The organism is Pirellula sp. SH-Sr6A (assembly GCF_001610875.1).
Classification (GTDB): Bacteria; Planctomycetota; Planctomycetia; order Pirellulales; family Pirellulaceae; genus JBKCUI01.
Map to the genome: position 1 here is coordinate 1 of NZ_CP011272.1, position 18,886 is coordinate 18,886.

Sequence of the window (18,886 nt, forward strand, 5' to 3'; positions counted from 1 at the left end):
ATGAATTTGGCGCACGACGTGACAAATGGCGAAAGCACCATCCCCACGCGGGTAATTGCCTCTCTCAGGCAAAAGCTGGGGGCACATCGCATGGATCTTTGGTTCGGAGCCGATGCGAAATGGTCCGTTGTAGGTAATAATACGGTCGGAGTGGAGGTTTCCAGCCAGTTCGTCGCCGACTGCGTCACGCGCATGTTTCGCAACGAGCTCGTGCAGGCAATCGAAGAAGTTGCGGGGGATGGCTTTGGATATCGTGTCTTCGTTGGGAAGATCCCAGCATCGATGTCTTCGCTAGATACTGCGTCACGGCGATCCAGCCACGCTCCCGATAGCTCTCCGCGGCTTCCTTCGCTCCGGGGAGATACTCCCCCGTTAGCCTCCGAGCAGAACGATCCACGCGACGTGCCACCTGTACAGCCGACCTTAGAGAGCATCCGAAAAGCGAGAGACGAATCGCGAGGATTGGATCGCGCTGCGACGTTGCGTCTGCACCGAGAGGCGGTGAAGGGCGATGCGGGTTCTCCTGCCATCGGAGCCACCAAGCCGAGTCTTCCGTCTATTCAAGCGTCGCATCATGATGCGTTGTCGACCGTGGAGAGGCTCTCGGAGTTGCGTCGTGAGAACGAGCGACGCTGGGACGATTTCATTCAGGGAGATCACAACCGTCTGGCCTACACCGCCGCCACAATGGTCCTTGAGAAGCCCGGACAGATCACACCATTGTTCTTGCATGGTCCGCACGGATCGGGAAAGTCCCATCTGGCTATCGGCCTCGCCCACAAACTGCGAACGACTTACAAGATGCGTCGCGTTCTGGTGCTCACAGGTGAACAGTTCACCATCGAGTTCACCGAAAGCGCACGAGGAGGAGGTTTTGCGAACTTCCGACGCAAGTACCGGGATGTAGATGTCCTCGTGATCGATGATTTGCAGTTCTGCTTAGGCAAATCCGCCACGCTGGCTGAATTGCGTAACACGATCGACATGCTTCTGCGGGAACGAAAGCAGATCATTTTGGTTGCTGACCGCAGTCTGAATGAATTGAGCGGATTAAGTGCCGATCTCCATGCACGCCTCGCGGGCGGAATGACCTGTGGAATCGAACCGGTCGATGTCGGAACCCGCGCTAAGTTACTGGAACAACTGTGCTCCAAACACGGAGTGGAGCTCCCCATCGGAACGATCCACGAGTTGGCCGCCCAAGCCGCTGGGGACGCACGCGTCCTGCAAGGAGTCGTGCATCGCTTGGTGGCGCAGCAGCGAATGGTGGGGGGAACGATCACGCACGATCAAGCGATTCGGTGCACCCTCGACTTGCTCCGCGCTAGCCAACCCGTGGTACGCATGTCGGATATCGAAAAAGTGGTGTGCGATGCGTTCGGTCTAGAGGAGAAGGCACTGCGAGGAAAGACAAAGTGTCAACAAGTCAGCCAGCCTCGCATGCTCGCAATGTTCTTAGCACGAAAGTACACGCGAAGCGCCCTCTCGGAGATCGGCGAATATTTTGGCAATCGCCAGCATTCCACTGTTATCTCCGCGCAAAAGAAAGTGGAGTCATGGTTGGGTGAAGACGAATTGATTCAATGCGGCCGCGGCAAACTCGCAGTCAAAGAGATCGTCAAAAATTTGGAGTCCTCCCTCCGTGTTGGGTAGAGCCGGCTCGGATGCATGTTAGCAATCCGCGAAGAGTCGTATGGCCTAATTGCGATGAGCGCCAACACCGGTCCCACCGTTCGCAAACTCGAACCTATTCCCAACGCATCGCGAGCGCTACCCCCTAGGCACGGAGTTCACGACGCATCGAGAATAAGCCCCTAAAGGGAGTAACCAATGCTTCCCATGGGGACTAGCCATTGGGTCACTGGGCCCTCCGTCATGCGGAGGAAACGATCGTACAAAACAAGAAAAGATTGAGGATTGCCACATGCCACAAAATGAAAAGCTGGATTACGTCGAGCTTCCTTCATCCGATTTGCCATCGACAAAAGCATTCTTTGAAAAGGCATTCGGTTGGACGTTTGTCGACTACGGCCCTGATTACACCTCATTTTCGGACCAGGGATTGAACGGCGGATTCTTCCATTCCGATCAGTGCTCCAGTACGTCGCATGGGGCCGCACTCTTGGTCTTCTTCAGCGACAACCTAGAGCGAACACTTGCCAAGGTTGTGGATGCGGGTGGCACGATTGTCAAACCAACGTTTTCGTTTCCCGGTGGCCGCCGTTTCCACTTCACCGAGCCATGCGGGAGCGAGTTTGCGGTCTGGTCCGACTCGGACGCCGCCGATTAGAAAAGACGAGCGTTATCCCAGTGGGATCAATTTCTAAACGTGCGTGAGCAGATCTAGACGCCTCGATCCGATTTGGTCCGCACCCGTTCCTCGCTGCGTCGATTTAGCTCGCCGTTGGTTTGGCTCTCACGACATCTTTCGCAAGGCCGACCGCTTCCAGTCCGCGGATCACCCACCACGACATGTCGAATTCAAACCAGCGGTGGCCATGGTGGGCTGCGCGGGGCTGGGCGTGATGATTGTTGTGCCAGCCCTCACCGTGAGAGATCAAGGCCACGAACCAGTTGTTGCGGCTATCGTCACGGGTCTTGTAATTCTTGTAACCAAACACGTGGCCAATCGAATTCACACTCCATGTGCCGTGTAACACGACAATCGTCCGAACAAACACGCCCCATACCAACCAGCTTGCCCCGGTCTGGATGAAGCCATTCCAGCCATCGAAGAACCATCCAAAAATTCCACCGAGCAAGGCGACGATGGCGGCATGGAGCCAAAAGACTTTGACCCACATCCCCCGTCTTTCTAGCTTCATGTAGAACGGATCTTTGAGCAGATCTCGGGCGTAGCGCTCGAAACTGGTCACGGAATCATGATCCCGATTCCTGTAGACAACCCACCCTACGTGTGCCCACATCAAATTCGCGAGAGGCGTGTGCGGGTCAGGCTGGTGATCGCTGTGCTGGTGATGCATGCGGTGGATCGCAACCCAGCGGGCGGGGCTATCCTGCAAATTGCAAATTCCCAAAATCGCAAACGTATGCTCCAACCATTTCGGACACGTAAAGCCACGATGCGTTAGCAAGCGATGGTAGCCGACTGTGATCCCAAGCATTCCGAAAACAAAGTGCCCAGCGATAGCCACTATCAAGCCGGACCAGGTGAAAAACCATGGTGCAAAGGCTAGCAAAGCTAAAACATGCAGGACGACCAGCGGTATCAGATAGAGCCAGTAGATCCGAAGCGGGGTCGCGCTTTTCGGGTAAGGAACCCGCTGCATGAGATCTGTGGTAGCAACAAGTTCCGCGTCTGCGTTGGCTTCTTCAATTAAATCAGTAACGCTCATTGCGTCTTCAGGCTTGGTTGGAAATCGGAGGAGCTATGGATGGCGACTAGGCCCGACCAGTATCACCTGTTAAAGGAAAATGGTCGACAACCGAAACAGAAAAAATTGTACCGTTTCCGATCCCATTCTGCTGGGCTCGCGAATATGTTAGAGAGTTTTTGATTGCGACCATGTTTTATGAGGCCCGAGCTACCGATATTGTCCATAAATGACAAATCGGAGAAAGGTAGATTGCGACATTCCTCCCACTGGGTCGCGATCCCATTGTGTTGCTTCGGCACATGTGCATACGGACCTGTGACCCACCGGTACGTCGAAGCTCCATAGCGCCCTGACATCTCGAATCGACTGCACCATGCGTTCCCATTCTCAAGCGATTCTTATCACCGGCTCGACTGGATTTGTTGGTCGGCATCTTACGGCTGCTCTGGTTCAACATGGGATGGAAGTCTATGGAACTTCCCGTTCCGCAGCCGGTGACGAGGTGTTGCGCTCAGCGGGCTGCCATCCCGTCCGAATCGACCTGGAACGAGCTTCCTTTCCATTAACTCCCGGAGCGTTGCCGGACGTAGGGACCGTGTTCCACCTTGCAGGAAAATTGTCTGGCTCCCCGGAAGAAATGAATGCTGTCAATCAGGTCGGAACGAAAAAGATCGCGGACTACTATGCACGGCATGGTGCTGGGACGCGATTGATACATGTTAGTTCTGTGGCAGCTGGAGGCCCTTCGAGCGAATCCTGTCCCAAGAAGGAATCGGATCCTTCAAAACCCATTTCGCATTACGGAATGAGCAAACTGGCGGGTGAGGAGATAGTTCGCCAATTCGCTTCCTCGCTCCCATCCACGATCATCCGGCCTGGAATCGTTTTTGGTCCCGGGGACAAGGAATTTCTTAGATTGATCAAGGCGTTGTATCGCGTTCGACTCAACCCGTTGATCGGGACTGGGCGACAGCCATTAGCCTTCGTGGAAGTCAGCGATTTGATTACGCTGCTCCTTCGATGCATGGATCGCGGTGAGCGGATTGCGAGTGACGATCGACCCAATGGGGCCGCACCGATTCTCGGTCAAGGGATTTACAATGCAGCCGATGCGGAGCCGCTCTCGATCTATGAGCTTGGTCGTATCTTTCGTGAGGCAACTGGTCGATTGGTTCTGCCTCTTCGAATGCCAGCCTCGCTAGCCTGGTGTTTGGGAGCGCTCGGGGAGGGGACGGCAAAGTTGACTCGCATGTCCTCGACCTTGACGCGTGACAAGATTCGCGAAGCGACGGCATCGGGCTGGTGGGTAAGTCCCGAGAAGGCCGCTCGTCAACTGGACTGGGCCCCAAAGATGCCTTTGCGAGAAACCATGAAGGCTTGGATCGTCGATTGTATGCATCAGGGCCTTCTTTAGCCCCATGGCGTCACGGTGAGTGCACTCGTTTGGTTGGTACCGAAACCAAGTGGCACGAACTCCATCCATCGCACAAGGAATGCACAAGGAATGAGGAGCGCGATCAGTTGGCTTCTTCCATGGAACGGATGTATTCTCGCAGCCTCTCCAACTCGTCTTCCGTACCTTTGAGGCGGAGCATGTTTTTGACGCGTTTTTGAAGCTCATGCGAGTTGACCGGTTTGGACAGAAAGTCATCGGTGCCCGCTTCGACCGCCCGTTCGATGTCACCGAGCTCGCTGAGTGCGGTGACCATGAGGATCATGATTCGAGATGTTTGTTTCTCGGACTTTAGCTGCCTGCAAACTTCAAATCCATTGAGCTTGGGCATCATCACGTCGAGCAAAATCAGATCGGGCGAAAAGGATGCCACTTTGTCGAGGGTGTCTTGGCCGTCGACGGCAAACGCCGTTTCGCAATCGATCTTCGCCAAAAAGGCCTCGAGCAGTTCACGGTTTTGCGCGTTGTCGTCCGCGATCAGAATCTTGGGGGTGCTCATAAGGATTCCTAAACGGCGACTGCCAAACCGGCGGCCGGAACTGGAAACTGATTGGCGAGTTGTTTGACTTCTTCGCGAATCCCGGCGAGTGCATCGGTATCGTCATGTTTCTTGAGGGCTGTCGCGATCCACCCACCAATGGTTTTGAACTCCTCGATTCCCATGCCTCGTGTCGTCAGAGCTGGGGCGCCGATTCGGATACCGCTGGGATCCATCGGTTTTCGGGTGTCGAATGGAATCATGTTCATGTTCACGGTGATACCGCACGCATCGAGAGCTTTTTCTGCGATCTTACCGCCGATTCCGAAGCTGGTGACGTCGACGAGGACCAAATGGTTATCGGTGCCGCCGCTGATCAATCGCAGGCCATGACCGAGCAACGAATCTGCTAAAGCGCTCGCATTGGCGACCACGTTCTTGCCATATTCTTTGAACGACGGCTGCAGGGCTTCTCCGAAACAAACGGCCTTGCCGGCGATAACGTGCATCAAGGGCCCACCCTGAATTCCAGGGAAGACTGCGCTGTTGATCCCTTTTGCGTATTCGTTCTTGCAAAGAATGAGGCCCGCTCTGGGACCTCGCAATGTCTTGTGCGTGGTGGTGGTGACGTAGTCGGCATAGGGAACCGGCGAGTTGTGAATGCCTGCCGCGACCAAACCTGCATAGTGGGCCATGTCTACCAACAGTTTCGCCCCGGTCTCCTTTGCGATCTCAGCGAATTTATCGTGGAAGATTTCCCGTGGATACGCGCTAGCGCCAGCGACGATCAGTTTGGGTTTGTGCTCACGAGCCAACTTAGCGACCTGGTCAAAGTCAATGCGATGGTGGACCGGATCGACGCCGTACGCAAAAAACTTGTACAGCTTCCCGCTGATATTGAGGTGCATGCCGTGGGTCAAATGCCCCCCTTGTGCCAAGTCCAAGCCTAGGACGACATCGCCCGGTTGCAGTGCGGACAAATAGACCGCTGTATTCGCTTGAGAACCTGAGTGAGGCTGCACATTCGCGTGCTCGGCTCCGAAGAGCTCTTTGGCCCTATCGATTGCGATCGTCTCGACGACATCCACATATTCGCAACCGCCGTAATAGCGGCGACCTGGATAACCCTCCGCGTACTTGTTCGTCAGGATGCTACCGACAGCCTGCATCACTGCAGGACTGGTGTAGTTTTCGCTGGCGATCATTTCGAGGCCTTCCTGCTGGCGCAAAGCCTCGCTCTCGATCGCAGACCAAATAGCGGGATCCTGATTTTGAAGTATGGACATCGGAGTCGTCGGTCAAGAATAGTGACAAATGGAAGATGGGAGAATTGTCTCGAGGTCTTGGCGAACCGTCAACCTCGGCCGGTTAACCGCCATCTAGCGCGGAAGAGCAACACATTGATCGCTAGTAGAATTGCAGAAGCCCCGAGCGTCAACGCGATATAGGCTGCAATAAGCCCCCAAGAACCGGCTTTCGCCACTCCACGCCCTGCCATCGGCCCAGCCTGCATAGCTGCTAAAGGCGCACTGTCGACCGCCATGAAAGGACTGGAAATCCCAATGAATTTCAAAGCCGTCAAATCCAATTCTTGGGTCGAAAAGGACCAGACCAAAAAGTAGATCGCGACCGGGAGGCAGTAGAGTCCTAACAGGGTCGAGTAGGTGAGCATCATGGCGGTGCTCGTTTTGCGAACCACGGTGGACAAAAACAACGCGAGAATGGCGTTGAACATGGAGGCCACCACGATGATGCCAAAGTACGCGAGCATCGATGGCCAGTTGTCCGATAATTCCGTCAATGGCAGGAGGGCGAGTACCATCGGGAACATGAGAAAGGAGGTGAGGACAAACGAGACGCGATATCCGGCTAATAGCTTGCCCCAAAGGATGCTCCACGAGGAAACCGTGGTCGTGAGCAGCAAATCGATGGTCTGTCTCTCCCGCTCGCTCGTGATGCTACCGGCCATGAACACAGGAGCGACCAATATGTTGAACACCAACACAAACCCGGCATAGTAAGCCGCGTAGATGGGCATCAAAAACAGAAATGCCGCCATCAATGGAATCGCCAATAGCATGCTTATCTGAATGACCAAGCGGAGCATCAAGCTCCCTTGGCTAAACAACTCGGCATGCATTTCCTTGTCGTAGACTGGGTTCGCGTTGTCTTGCATCAGCGTCTTGCGACGAGGTGGGGCGAAGAGATTGTCGGGAAACTGATCGCGTTGAATAACTAGCCCAACTGCTTCTCGCTGCTCCTTCTCCAAGTCCACGACTTCGTTTCCCTGGCTTCCAATATCAGGCGGATAAAGCAATCGATGGGCAGTCACCCACAAGAGGAGTGAACCGATGGTTATGCAAAACGCCGGAACGATAGTGGTCGCCAGGAACAGTCGTAAATCGCTTTGTTTGGCGAGCCACAACCATGCAACTACCCCGGTGATCAAAATCGGCAAGATGAAAACATAGCTCACCACCAACGAAGAGCTGGTTCGTTTGAAGTGACTAGAACAATACATACTGATCGAGCCAAACAGAAAGATCGCGGACAGCAACCCGATATAGGCCCCGAGCAACTCATAGATGGAAACGCCTCCCAACGGCAAACAAAGCATGATGATCGGGAGCGAACCCGACACCAACACAACCAAATGCGCCAATGCCGCAATCAGTTTTCCTGCAACGATCACCGCGGGGCGAAGGGGACTCGCCAAGAGCATTTCATAGGTTTTTCGTTCCTTCTCACCGGTTATGGCGCCGGACGTAAAGCTTGGCGCCATCAGCGACGCGATGGCGAATTGACCTACAAAAAAGAAATCGACAAGCCGCTGCGCCGAAGCGGATTCGCGACTCAAATCGATCTTGGCATCCTGCGGATAGGCGATCAAGATGACCACAGCCAAAGCGACTTGATAGAGGAGCATCAACAGGAATGCGCGGGGCGTGCGCAGGTTGACGATTAGCTCGCGCTGGAGCACTGGGTTTTGAAAGAGAAACATGCGATGAGTTCAGTCTATAAAACGTGTATCCGTTACCGAATCCCCTCGAGCTCCAACGCTCGAATCTCCCGCTCCATCGCTTCCCGATCCTCCTCGGTGATGTTGGGGTCGGGCAATAACGATCGCCTCGTACAATTGACGAGCGCTTGCAACGTTTGGTAGCGACGAGTCTGTTTGATCGCCGGCTGGATAAAGTCTCGAATCATGGACTTGAGCTCTTCCTCGTCTTTGGGAGGAATCGCTTTGAACTGGCTTCGGAGAGCCGCAAACCCTGCCGACGAATAGTCCTGCTCCAATCCCTCTCGATCGAGCCAATCGACAAGACTTTCGTTGAGCATCCCGGTTGGACCTATCATCCAACGGATGAAGTCCTTGCGATCTTCGCCGGTCGGATCAAGAATCGGAATGATCAAATCCCCGACCCGCCCTGGCCTGCGGATATCGGGTGACAAAAGGTGAATTCGGGCCGTCATCAAAAGCCAAATCACCTTGCCTCGCAACTGGGTGTCGCTCATCATGCCTTGGATTTTTCCGGTCAACCGCCGTTCGGTTTCATGGGCACCTTCGCCGACGCTGCCGAATTGCGTGTCCGCTTCGTCGACAAAGATGACAACCTTCTCCAAGGCCTCGAGCACCCGACGCAACCGCTCGAAAATCACATCGGTTTGTCCAAACCATTGACTTCGAATGTTTTTGAGAACCAACACCGGCATGTCCAACTCCGCTGCGACGGCTTCGAAGATAAATGTCTTTCCTCCCCCGATCGGGCCCGCAATGGCCGCCCCCGGAAGGGCGCGATCGTCAGGTAGCTTCATGCGGGGTATCAAATACGAATGGAGGAACTCTTTCAGTTTGGAAAAGCCCACGCAATCAGAGAGTCGATGCATCGGTTTTTTGAATTCAATGACGTCCTCACCAAGCTGACCTTGAATAAACGCTTCCACTTGCTTGGTCGTGTCGGTTCGCGTCACAGGCTTTTGAAGATAATCCGCAGAAAGCAAAAGCTGTCTCATGGCGTGCAGGCTCAACCCTGCAATCGCAATTCCCACCAAATCTGGATCATGCTTTTGGCCAGAAAGATTCGCAGCGCTATGAACCGTAATGAAGTGCTGACGAGCCGCTAGATCCGGTGCTGGGATCTCCACACTAAGAACTTGAGGAAGCCGCGATACACGAGGGTGGATTTGGCTTCGCGATTCCGCGATGAGAACGACCGCATCCCGACCGCTGAAGAACGCCGGATCGCTAAACCAATCCGTGACAATCGCGATGCGCCGAAGTTGCGCGTCGTTCATCCTGGCTACATCGCCGTCTCCCGCAGGTAAGAGCATATCCGCCCCCTCGATGAAGATCAGCAGATTCTCTTTCAAGCAAGTTCGGGAGCAGATGGTCAGCTGCCTCAGAAATTCAAGTGCCTGCGTCGCATTGCCGATGGCGTCCCGAAGATATTGGTCGAACTCGCGACGTCGCAATTCGAACCGACTTCCATCTTGGAGCACTTCACGCATCGCGATCGCGTCGACGGCCACCCCGTTCTTCCATGCGGTCCAAGCTTCGCGGAGTCGGTTGCGATCTTCGTCGCTCAACCGAACTGGTCCGTTGAGCTCGTATACGACTTGTATCAATCCCGCCACCTGGGTTTTGGAAACCAAGAACGGAAGGATGGGAACATATTGCTTACCATCGAAATACAAATCGTAGATGTTGCCCGAGAGGACAACCGATCGGGATTGCCCCGAGTTGAGCACACGAGCAAGTTGCGAAAAGAACGGATAGCTTGCTGCCGGAAGATCGTTGGTCGGCAACTGAACAGGGGATGATTGACTCATTGGGAACCGATCGAGAAGGGGACGTTCACGAATGGTCGCATTCTATAGCTTGTGCATCGCTTCTGGTACGTGCTGGGCACAGAACCGTTAAAAAGCGATACACTGAATGAAACCCGCGAACTTTTCCTCTTTCGATTTCCGCCCCCGCTCTCCCCTGGGTGCCTGCCAACATGCTGAATAAAGTCTTCACGACCATTCCAGTAGCCATCGCCTTATTGATGGCCTTTGCCTCCCTTCCTTGCTTGATTTCTACGGGTATCGCTGCCTCGGGCGAGGTCGACGTTGATCCCGCGGAGATATTAGCCGATCAAATCTCGCCCTGGCTGGATCGCTGGAACGAGACTCCTAATCCGCTCGCGGTGCATATCTCTTGCCAAGTCGAGATCGACCGCAAACCGCAATCCATCGAGCTCCTTTTCGTTCGAGTCACGGCGGATCGATACACCCTCGCTTGCAAACACCCTGATTATGAAGCCACTCTTTGGAGATCCGAATACCGCACGGCTTTGGTCCTGCCAAAGCATCGAACAGTGTTCTTCACCCAAGGGGAGACGGATGCGATACACCATCTGCGTTCGACCCAATTTCTTGACCGTTGGCTCAGTGAGGGGACTTGGCTCTACGCCGCAAAAAATTTACTTCAGTCCACCGAGGCGACCGATCTAGCTGGCGCGATTCTCTTTCTCTCAAAGATGAATCCAAAGTCGATCGACGGAACTTCCTCGAGCAACGATCAGCCCTATTGGGAGCTGCCCAACGGATCTTCCCTCTGGATTTCGGACGAAATAGCTCGCTTCCAAAGCGACGGAGCCAACGTCGTTTGCGAATTTCTCGCCGCGCACGACCCGAGGACACAACAAGCTCTCAAGAATCTATCGCAATTCGACACGATCGTTGCCAAGGAATACTGGACCGACTTCGAGATCCAATCGCTCGATCGCGCCGAATTGGAGCGGACATTCTCACGAGGGCTTCGAAGAGCCATGGAGGTCCTCGCTCCTTCTCCCCGGCTCAAACAGCCGAGCCAAAAGACCCGATCGGTCGACCATGGGATCCTGGAATGGGAAAATGGGGAGCGGATCGCGCTCCTCTGGGGAACGCCAGAGCAAATCGGGAAAGCCCACGGCGAGTTGCTTAAAGAAGAATCTTGGCGATGTATCGATTCAGTCGTCTATGGATTTGGTTCGGTGCAGACGATTGCAACGGGGAAATGGTTTCGCAGCGAACTCGAGTCCGCGTACGAGAGACTGGCCCCATTCATTCCCGATCGCCACAAAACAGAAACCGACGCATTGGCGGATTCGTTGGGGGTCGAACGAAGGTTGATGGCGGTAGTCAACGTTTTCCCCGAGTTGTTTCACTGTTCGGGATTCGCCGTTTTTGGCTCCGCAACGAAAGATGGAAAACTCTATCACGGTCGTGTCCTGGATTATATGACGACGATCGGCTTGCAAGATTCCGCGACCACCTTCGTGATGGCACCCACTGGTTACCTTCCATTTGCAACGATCGGTTATGGTGGATTTGTGGGGAGTGTCAGTGGGATGAACTCCTCGCAAGTCTCCCTTGGGGAAATGGGGGGCCGAGGCGAAGGGAAATGGGATGGTGTCCCGATGGCGACCTTGATGCGCCGCGCTCTGGAGGAGTGCCAATCCATCGAGGAAGTGAAAAGGTTATGGACGACCAGTCCTCGCACATGTGAGTACTACTACGTATTTGCCGATGGAAAAAGCCGGACGGCGGTCGGTGTGGCTGCGACTCCCGATTCATTGCAGTTTGTTGCACCTGGGGAGTCGCATCCTTTGCTCGGAGATGGGATCCCCGATGCGGTCGTCCTGTCCGCCGGGGAAAGATTGACCGAGCTCAAGCGGCGGATTGGAAATTCACACGGGAAGATCGACGCAGAAGTGGGACAGCAATTGATGTGTCGCCCCGTGGCAATGGATTCGAACCTCCATAACGTTTTATTCGTGCCCGAAGATGGGGTGTTTTATGTTGCGAACGCGAGCCACGACAAACCTGCTGCCGATCGTTCTTACACTCGCATTTCACTCCAAGAAAAGATAGCGAAGATCCAGGTACAATCGGAAATCGCATGGAAGGCTTCGGATAGCATCCCCGTTTCGCCTGTCGATCCCATTGCCAAATCAACGGAGATATTGACTGGATTGCTTTGGAAAGGGGCAGAGTTTCCTGTGCATGTCGAACACCTAGCCGACAAGAGATTCCTGAGATTTCCATCTCCATTATCCACCGAGGATCCCAATAATGATCTCGTTGCCCTGGAGTGGTTTCCTGCCAAGGAATCGAATGAAGCAGTATCATCGTATCCGGCGGTATTGGTTGTCCACGAATCCGGGAAAGGGATGACCGTTGGGAAGATGATCGCGCGCGGGCTGGCCTCGCAGGGTGTGCACGCGTTCATGATCCATTTGCCCCATTACGGTGTGCGCCGAACCGAATTGGCAGACCAAGCCGATCCTGCGATGGCGCTCAGGCAATCGATCATGGACGTACGGCGAGGATTGGATGCGATTGCGAAGTGCCCCGGGGTTGATGCGACGCGTATCACGCTGCAAGGTACCAGTTTGGGCGGTTTCGTCGCTGCTACGACTGCTGGACTCGACGATCGCCCCAACCGATTGGTTATCCTCCTGGCTGGAGGGGATTTAATATCCGTCGTCCGGGATGGCAAAAAGGACGCGCAAGGGTTCCGGAAGCAGATGTTGGAGCGAGGAATGAACGATGACGCGATAGACCGAGCGCTCGATGCCGTCGAACCACTCCACTTGGCCCATCGAATCTCCTCTCAGAGAACTTGGCTTTACTCCGGAAAATACGATGACGTCGTACCACCCCGCTCCTCGAAACTTTTTGCAGAAGCGGCAAAGATTCCCCCATCCCAACATATTGAACTGGAAGCCGATCACTATAGCGGCGCCCTGCTCTTACCAGGCATCGTCCAAGAGATCGCGACGATTGCGAAACAACAGTAAAGTCTCTGCTTTATCGCAATTGTACGGCGTCGATTCCCTGTTGTCTCTTGAAGTTTCCGTGGCGGTATTTGACTTCGCATGCTTTGCCTCCCATAGGTTGAATAGAACGGAGTTTCTTTTTCAACCCAACCGCGGACTGTCGCACGGATGTCGATCAGGCAAATTGTCGCCGTACTGCTCCTAATGGGATGGGGTTCCACTGTACTCGTGGAGTGCCCTATGCTCGTGGAGTGCCGAGGGGGGGAGTTACGTGCCTTGACCTCCGAGAAAGAGGCTTTGGAATTGCGTCTACAGCTGATCCAGGCTGCGGAGCATTCGATCGACCTCGTCTCCTTTCAAATCCGAGACGACCGTACAGGAGGACAAGTCCTCGCGCACTTGGTCGACGCGGCGTCGCGAGGCGTATGTGTCCGTGTGATGGTCGATGGTCATTGGGGTAGCAACAGTCTTCCCAAACCACTTATGGATTATCTCATCCGCAGCGGAATCCAGTTTCGGGAGCGACCGGTCGATGTTCGCTATCGGCTCGAGCTTGGACGTCCTCGCCTTCATGACAAGCTCCTGCATATCGATCAAAAGCACCTCATCATCGGAGGAAGAAACATCGAGCAGGACTACTTCGGTATTGGAGAAAGAATCTACGTCGACGAAGACTTCTATATTCAAGGAATCTACCACGCATCGATCGCGGACTACATTGATTGTCGATGGAATGAATGCATCACCGCACAGCCACGACTCTATGGTGAAGAGGCCAAGCGGATGGTAAAGAAGCAAGTGCATCCTCAATGGAACAACATGCTCCGCGAACAAGCCCTTTGCGAAATCGAAAAGTGGCTGGCGGAGTGTCGAGCAGAGCCGCTAGCTGCATGCGACACATCCCGCTGCGGCAAGCTCGAACTCGAAACGGTACCCATCGAATGCGAACAGATCCAGTTCCTACACGATGTGGTCGGTGGCAAGAAGAATGCTCCCTGCGCAATCACGTCGCGAATCCACCAACTGTTAGAGGGATCGAGGTCCTCAATCGATCTCTGCACGCCTTATTGCGTCATCACACCGCAGCTAAAACGAATCTTGATCGCAGCCCGAGACCGAGGGGTTCAAGTTCGGATTCTCACCAATTCGCTTGAAACGACCGATCAAGTGGCGGCGCATGCCGGATTTGCGAACGAACGTCGTTGGCTGCTTCGGCACGGGGTGCAGGTATACGAGTTCCAAGGATGTTCGACCCTCCATGCCAAGTTGATTCTCGTCGATGGCAAGTGCTCGGTGATAGGCAGCCATAACTTGGATTACCTTTCGGAGAGGCGAAACTCGGAAGTCGCATTGTTGGTGATCGATGCCTCTTTCTCGCATGTCGTTCAAGACATCTACCAAGCTCTTTTACGGCAATCGCGTCTGTTGAAAACGGGCGAACTCTTGCTTTACGAAGCGAGGGAACAAAGTGTCGACCGGGACGAGCTGAGGTCTTTCCGACGACTTCGCTTCGCAGCCCCCTTCATACAGAAATACCTTTAGCCAGAGCTTCGTTTGGACCGCAGGTCTATTTGGTACGCCACCATTGCGATCGGCAAATACCGAGCTTCGTTGCGACGGATTCAATCTCACTGGCAAATCGACACGCGTCGACATAATAGCCCGCGGTCGGTCGAATTTTTTTGCCACATGCCTTCTCCCAGTAGGAGTTCAGGCTGGCCATGGATAGTTCTCGTACCCATTTGGCGATGACACTCGCAGCACCAGACGGAAGGAGCGAATCTCCCCCCACCCGAAACGATATCGCTACGTTGCATTCCCGCCATTGCGTTTGATAGGTGGATAGCCTTGGGCTTTCACTGCCTATCTGGACCCAAGTGCCGTCCAACGCATTCATCACGATAGCTTGGTAGCGATTCCTGCCACCATGTTTGTCGAAAAACATGTCGATGCACCTAGGACTTTCGCGACTAGGTTGGTTTGGCGAGCTTTCCTCGATTGGCTGCTCTACAGGTGATTGGGCCAAACAGGATTCGGCTAGAGACTTGGCAAGCTGAAGGGAGAGTTCGCTTAGCACTGAAGATTTGTTGCCCGCTTCCGAGACCAATCGATTGAATTCCGGCTCGTCGATGCATCGAGCTTGAACTCCAAGGAGTTTCACCCCTGTTGGAGCAAGGTGCTGGGTCACCCGAGGACCTAACGTTGCGAGGATCGATCGACGCGAATGGGGCCCCCATTCAGAATCCAACCCATCGTTCAGATACGTGTGAGATGGGAGCGAGCCGCCTGCGACCAGTTCGCAAAGCCATGGAACGGATTGGAGGCGTTCCCAATCCGTCGCCATAAGCCTTGATAGCGACAAGTCGGTATCAGCGCCTCCGGAACTGGACCAAAGGAGCCATTCCGCGGCTAAGGATAGGCTTGGCCAGCCGTACTTTCCCACGAGGATCTTTTTGGAATCCCCGATACTCAGAAAATCGTTTCGAGGGAAGGAGGGTTTTGGCTGAAAGCAGACGGCTAATGCCTGGCCGAGTTCTTCGATTGTCCATCGATCGGGAATCCACCATGCCGTTCCCCCGATCACCAGTGGTCCCATGCTAGGGCCGTACCCTGCTTCGTCGATACCGATGACGATACGTCCGCTCATGGAGCAGGTGGCGTTAAGAGGTTGCCATATGGATCGGCTTGCCAGACCCGCCCCGTTTCCAGTTCCATCGCTGTGAGCCATTTGCCGCCGTAGCAATACGTGTCGATGCAAATCAGATGCGGCAGCTCGATGATCCTCCCTTCGCGATCGTGCGTGTGGCCAACGATTGCTCGCTTTCCAGACATGTGGGGACCGGGGACTTCCTGCGTCAGTTTGACCCAACGGAGCAGATCGTCCGGTTGCTCGTCGAGCGGGAGGTCGGGGTCATAATTCGCGTGGACCACAAAATGAGTGTCGTTTTCAAAGAAGTTCGGCAGGTTTTCGAGAAAATCGCGGTGGCTGCGCGGGACGCAGTTGAGATCCCCGACAAATCCGTAAGAGTCCATCGTCTGGACACCGCCGTGGTTCAACCAGGAAAACGGGGGGACTTCCCCCCGGAGGACTTCGAGCATCATATCCTCATGATTTCCTCTCAATGACACCAACTGGCAGACTTCGCGCAATTCCAGCAGCCGGTCGATGACCCCTTTGGAATTTGGCCCGCGGTCGACATAATCACCAACCGTAACAATCGTGTCGTTCGAGGATGGTTCGATCGCCTCAATGAGAGCGTTGAATGCGTCCAAGCATCCGTGAATGTCCCCAATAACAACCGTTCTTTCCATTTGCTGTCGCGTCCCTCTGTTGGAATGGTCTCATCCATCCTTCAGCTTATTCGCTAAACCGCACTCGGAACATGCCAAATCATCCAGACGCTATGACTTCAGAGCCACCATCGTCACCCCCGGAACATATCACTCCCCTGCGCGTGCGGTATTGCGAGATCGACGGCCAAGGCCGAGTGCATAACTCGCAGTATTTGAATTACTTCGAACGGGGGCGAGTCGAAATGCTGCGCAGCTTCGGAATCTCTTACAAGGAAATCGAGAAGTCTGGATTGATGCTCGTCGTCAAATCCATGCAAGTCGAGTTTCACTCCCCCGCCGAGTTCGATGAAGAATTAGAATTGGTGACTTCATTGAACCACAGCTACGGAGCGAGGATCGACCATGGATACCGAATTGTACGCCCCCCCGAATCCGATCTATCCCGATCGATTGGCCCTATCGTCGTTACGGGAACTAGCAGTATTGCCTGCGTCGACCGAACCGGCAAAGTTCGCCGTCTGCCGAAAGAGCTACAGTTGTTTCGCAGCCTCTCGGGGGATTGATCAAAAACTCGTTAGGAGTGGGCTCCTAAAAAGGGATCGATTTCGCGGACTCGACGGCTTCCTGCTAACTTGCATCTCACTCCTTTTTTGTCTCGAAGCCTTGCTACAACGAACCGACGCGCAGTCTCTTGACGCCAGAACTTACGAAATGGATACCACCCAATGGCAGCGAGCGAACAGCGATCGTTTGAAATCCCCCACCGGTTGGCTCGCTTTAGCCGCTCATCTTTGGCTTGATCATCATTGGATGGACATTGGAGGGGACCCATCCTTTCCTGGCCACCTAGGGAGCGATGCCCCCTCCGATCTTCATGTTCAGGCGATGACGATCGAAAATGAAGTTCGCGTGCGGACTCGCTCCCAGCACACACTCAAAATGCAGCAGTCGACTCGCGCGAATTCCGCTGATGCCATTGCGGAATCCGAATCCAGTATCCGCGATCTCCCAGCCATGGAATCAGCCTCGCTCAAGCTTCCGCTCGGTCTCGATGCGGATTGCCCCGATGTACTTATCCTAGCCGACCGTTATCGCCTGCAAGCGGTTCGACGCAACGGACGAGTTGCTCTCCGAGTGCGGGATCCGGAATCCTCGACGATCCAAGAGTTTCCTGGAAAGTTCTGGTTCCCAATCGATGCATACTACCGTGTTTCCGCGACGTTCACTCCTTATCCTGAGAGCAAGTGGGTCACTCAGGCAAATTCGAAAGGGGAGCAAGCGGGAGTGGAGCAAGTGGGCGAGATTGCATTCGAACTCGACGGGCTTTCGGTGCAATGGATTGTTCAAGCCGAAAGCGACGATGAGCATTTGATCGTTTTTCGTGACGCTATGTGCGGCCAAGGCGCCTATCCAGCGTGTCGATTCCTCAACTTCTCTGTTCCCGATCTCCATGGCAAAGCGGAGGGAACGGTCCAGCTCGATTTCAATCGCTCCTACAATCCGCCTTGCGCGTTCTCGCCACACACCCTTTGCCCGTTGCCTCCGGACTCCAATAAAGTCAATTTCGCGATCCCGGTGGGGGAACGATATGCAACCCGAAACGAACGATTGCAGCGAATGCAGAAGGTCATGGGGAAACTACCCGAACCCTCACGGATTGTCCCGCTCGACGTGGAGTGGGGAGAGCGAAAGTCGATGGATGGGTACGACCGCATTCATCTGACTTATGCCTCCGAAGCAGGAGACCGAGTCCCGGCATGGCTATTGATTCCGCATGGAGTCCAGCGTGCGCCCGCCATGCTTTGCCTCCACCAAACCATCGCGATTGGAAAAGATGAACCTGTTGGGCTGGGAGAGCAGGAAAGCAAAAGGCAAGCTCTTCATCTCGTTCGGCGAGGTTACGTTTGTTTGGCTCCGGATTATCCGAGCTTTGGCGAATATCGATTTGATTTTCAGCGAGCCTTTCTAGAGGGTCGTTTCGAGAGCGGAACGATGAAATCCATTTGGAATAACATGCGTGCCGTCGATCTCCTCTGTTCGTTGCCCGAGGTAGACGCCGAGCGAATCGGTGTCATCGGGCATTCGCTCGGAGGGCATAACTCTTTGTTCACCGCCGCCTTTGACAGCAGGTTGAAGGTTGCTGTAACCAGCTGCGGTTTTTGCAGTTTCAGAAAATACTACGGTGGAAATCTAAAGGGCTGGACCAGCGATCGCTACATGCCGAAAATCGCATCGGTTTACCAAAACGATCCGCAGCGCGTTCCGTTCGATTTCGACGACGTACTCATCTCCATCTTCCCTCGAGCGATCTATGTGATGGCACCCTTGCATGACGCGAATTTCGATGTCACCGGCGTCAAGGATGTGCTCGCGAAAGTGGAGCCGGTTTACGAGCAGGCGAACGCACGCGAGAAATTGAAGGCAGCTTTTCCGGACGCAGCCCACGAATGGCCCGCGGATCAACGCGATGCCGCTTACGCATTCATTGACGCGATCCTCAAACGCTAGCCACCACCAG

14 protein-coding genes are annotated in these 18,886 nt (G+C 54.4%); 7 read left to right on the forward strand and 7 right to left on the reverse strand.

Features of this window, described 5'->3' with window-relative positions:
• Together VN12_RS00005 and VN12_RS00015 are read left to right on the forward strand one after the other, a co-directional pair.
• On the forward strand, positions 1 to 1,653 hold the full coding sequence (locus VN12_RS00005; protein ID WP_168164649.1) for a DnaA ATPase domain-containing protein: 1,653 nt from the start codon (positions 1 to 3) through the stop codon (positions 1,651 to 1,653).
• Between the two features lie 271 nt (positions 1,654 to 1,924).
• On the forward strand, positions 1,925 to 2,290 hold the full coding sequence (locus VN12_RS00015; RefSeq protein ID WP_146674906.1) for a VOC family protein: 366 nt from the start codon (positions 1,925 to 1,927) through the stop codon (positions 2,288 to 2,290).
• A gap of 103 nt (positions 2,291 to 2,393) precedes the next feature.
• On the opposite strand, the gene VN12_RS00020 is transcribed toward VN12_RS00015, so the two are convergent.
• Entirely contained in the window at positions 2,394 to 3,356 is a 963-nt protein-coding gene (locus VN12_RS00020; protein WP_146674907.1) for an acyl-CoA desaturase, read from the reverse strand.
• A 355-nt stretch (positions 3,357 to 3,711) separates the two neighbouring features.
• On the opposite strand from VN12_RS00020, the gene VN12_RS00025 reads away from it, so the two are divergent.
• Positions 3,712 to 4,752 (forward strand): NAD-dependent epimerase/dehydratase family protein, encoded by a 1,041-nt coding sequence (locus VN12_RS00025; protein ID WP_146674908.1) that lies wholly within the window; start codon positions 3,712 to 3,714, stop codon positions 4,750 to 4,752.
• Between the two features lie 103 nt (positions 4,753 to 4,855).
• On the opposite strand, the gene VN12_RS00030 is transcribed toward VN12_RS00025, so the two are convergent.
• The 4 genes from VN12_RS00030 to VN12_RS00045 form a co-directional block, all read right to left on the reverse strand.
• Complete coding sequence (locus tag VN12_RS00030; protein WP_146674909.1) at positions 4,856 to 5,290, reverse strand: response regulator; 435 nt, start codon at positions 5,288 to 5,290, stop codon at positions 4,856 to 4,858.
• 8 nt (positions 5,291 to 5,298) lie between these two features.
• Complete coding sequence (gene glyA, locus VN12_RS00035; protein ID WP_146674910.1) at positions 5,299 to 6,555, reverse strand: serine hydroxymethyltransferase; 1,257 nt, start codon at positions 6,553 to 6,555, stop codon at positions 5,299 to 5,301.
• 68 nt (positions 6,556 to 6,623) lie between these two features.
• A complete protein-coding gene (locus VN12_RS00040; protein ID WP_146674911.1) occupies positions 6,624 to 8,270 on the reverse strand; it encodes an ABC transporter permease in 1,647 nt (548 codons plus the stop codon).
• 32 nt (positions 8,271 to 8,302) lie between these two features.
• Complete coding sequence (locus VN12_RS00045; RefSeq protein WP_146674912.1) at positions 8,303 to 10,099, reverse strand: AAA family ATPase; 1,797 nt, start codon at positions 10,097 to 10,099, stop codon at positions 8,303 to 8,305.
• 170 nt (positions 10,100 to 10,269) lie between these two features.
• On the opposite strand from VN12_RS00045, the gene VN12_RS00050 reads away from it, so the two are divergent.
• Both VN12_RS00050 and VN12_RS00055 read left to right on the forward strand, forming a co-directional pair.
• A complete protein-coding gene (locus tag VN12_RS00050) occupies positions 10,270 to 13,095 on the forward strand; it encodes a C45 family autoproteolytic acyltransferase/hydolase (RefSeq protein ID WP_146674913.1) in 2,826 nt (941 codons plus the stop codon).
• Between the two features lie 219 nt (positions 13,096 to 13,314).
• Complete coding sequence (locus tag VN12_RS00055; RefSeq protein WP_168164102.1) at positions 13,315 to 14,616, forward strand: phospholipase D-like domain-containing protein; 1,302 nt, start codon at positions 13,315 to 13,317, stop codon at positions 14,614 to 14,616.
• 25 nt (positions 14,617 to 14,641) lie between these two features.
• Here the strand turns inward: VN12_RS00055 and VN12_RS00060 are convergent, their stop codons facing one another.
• Together VN12_RS00060 and VN12_RS00065 are read right to left on the reverse strand one after the other, a co-directional pair.
• Entirely contained in the window at positions 14,642 to 15,721 is a 1,080-nt protein-coding gene (locus VN12_RS00060; RefSeq protein WP_146674915.1) for a hypothetical protein, read from the reverse strand.
• Positions 15,718 to 16,386, reverse strand: coding sequence for a metallophosphoesterase family protein (locus VN12_RS00065; protein WP_146674916.1), 669 nt, complete (start codon positions 16,384 to 16,386; stop codon positions 15,718 to 15,720). Before VN12_RS00065 ends, VN12_RS00060 begins: the two co-directional genes overlap by 4 nt.
• 92 nt (positions 16,387 to 16,478) lie before the next feature.
• Here VN12_RS00065 and VN12_RS00070 point away from each other — a divergent pair, with 92 nt between their 5' ends.
• Together VN12_RS00070 and VN12_RS00075 are read left to right on the forward strand one after the other, a co-directional pair.
• Entirely contained in the window at positions 16,479 to 16,931 is a 453-nt protein-coding gene (locus VN12_RS00070) for an acyl-CoA thioesterase (RefSeq protein ID WP_146674917.1), read from the forward strand.
• A gap of 148 nt (positions 16,932 to 17,079) precedes the next feature.
• Positions 17,080 to 18,876: an alpha/beta fold hydrolase gene (locus tag VN12_RS00075; protein ID WP_146674918.1), complete on the forward strand. Its 1,797-nt coding sequence runs from the start codon at positions 17,080 to 17,082 to the stop codon at positions 18,874 to 18,876.
• Positions 18,877 to 18,886: the final 10 nt, after the last annotated feature.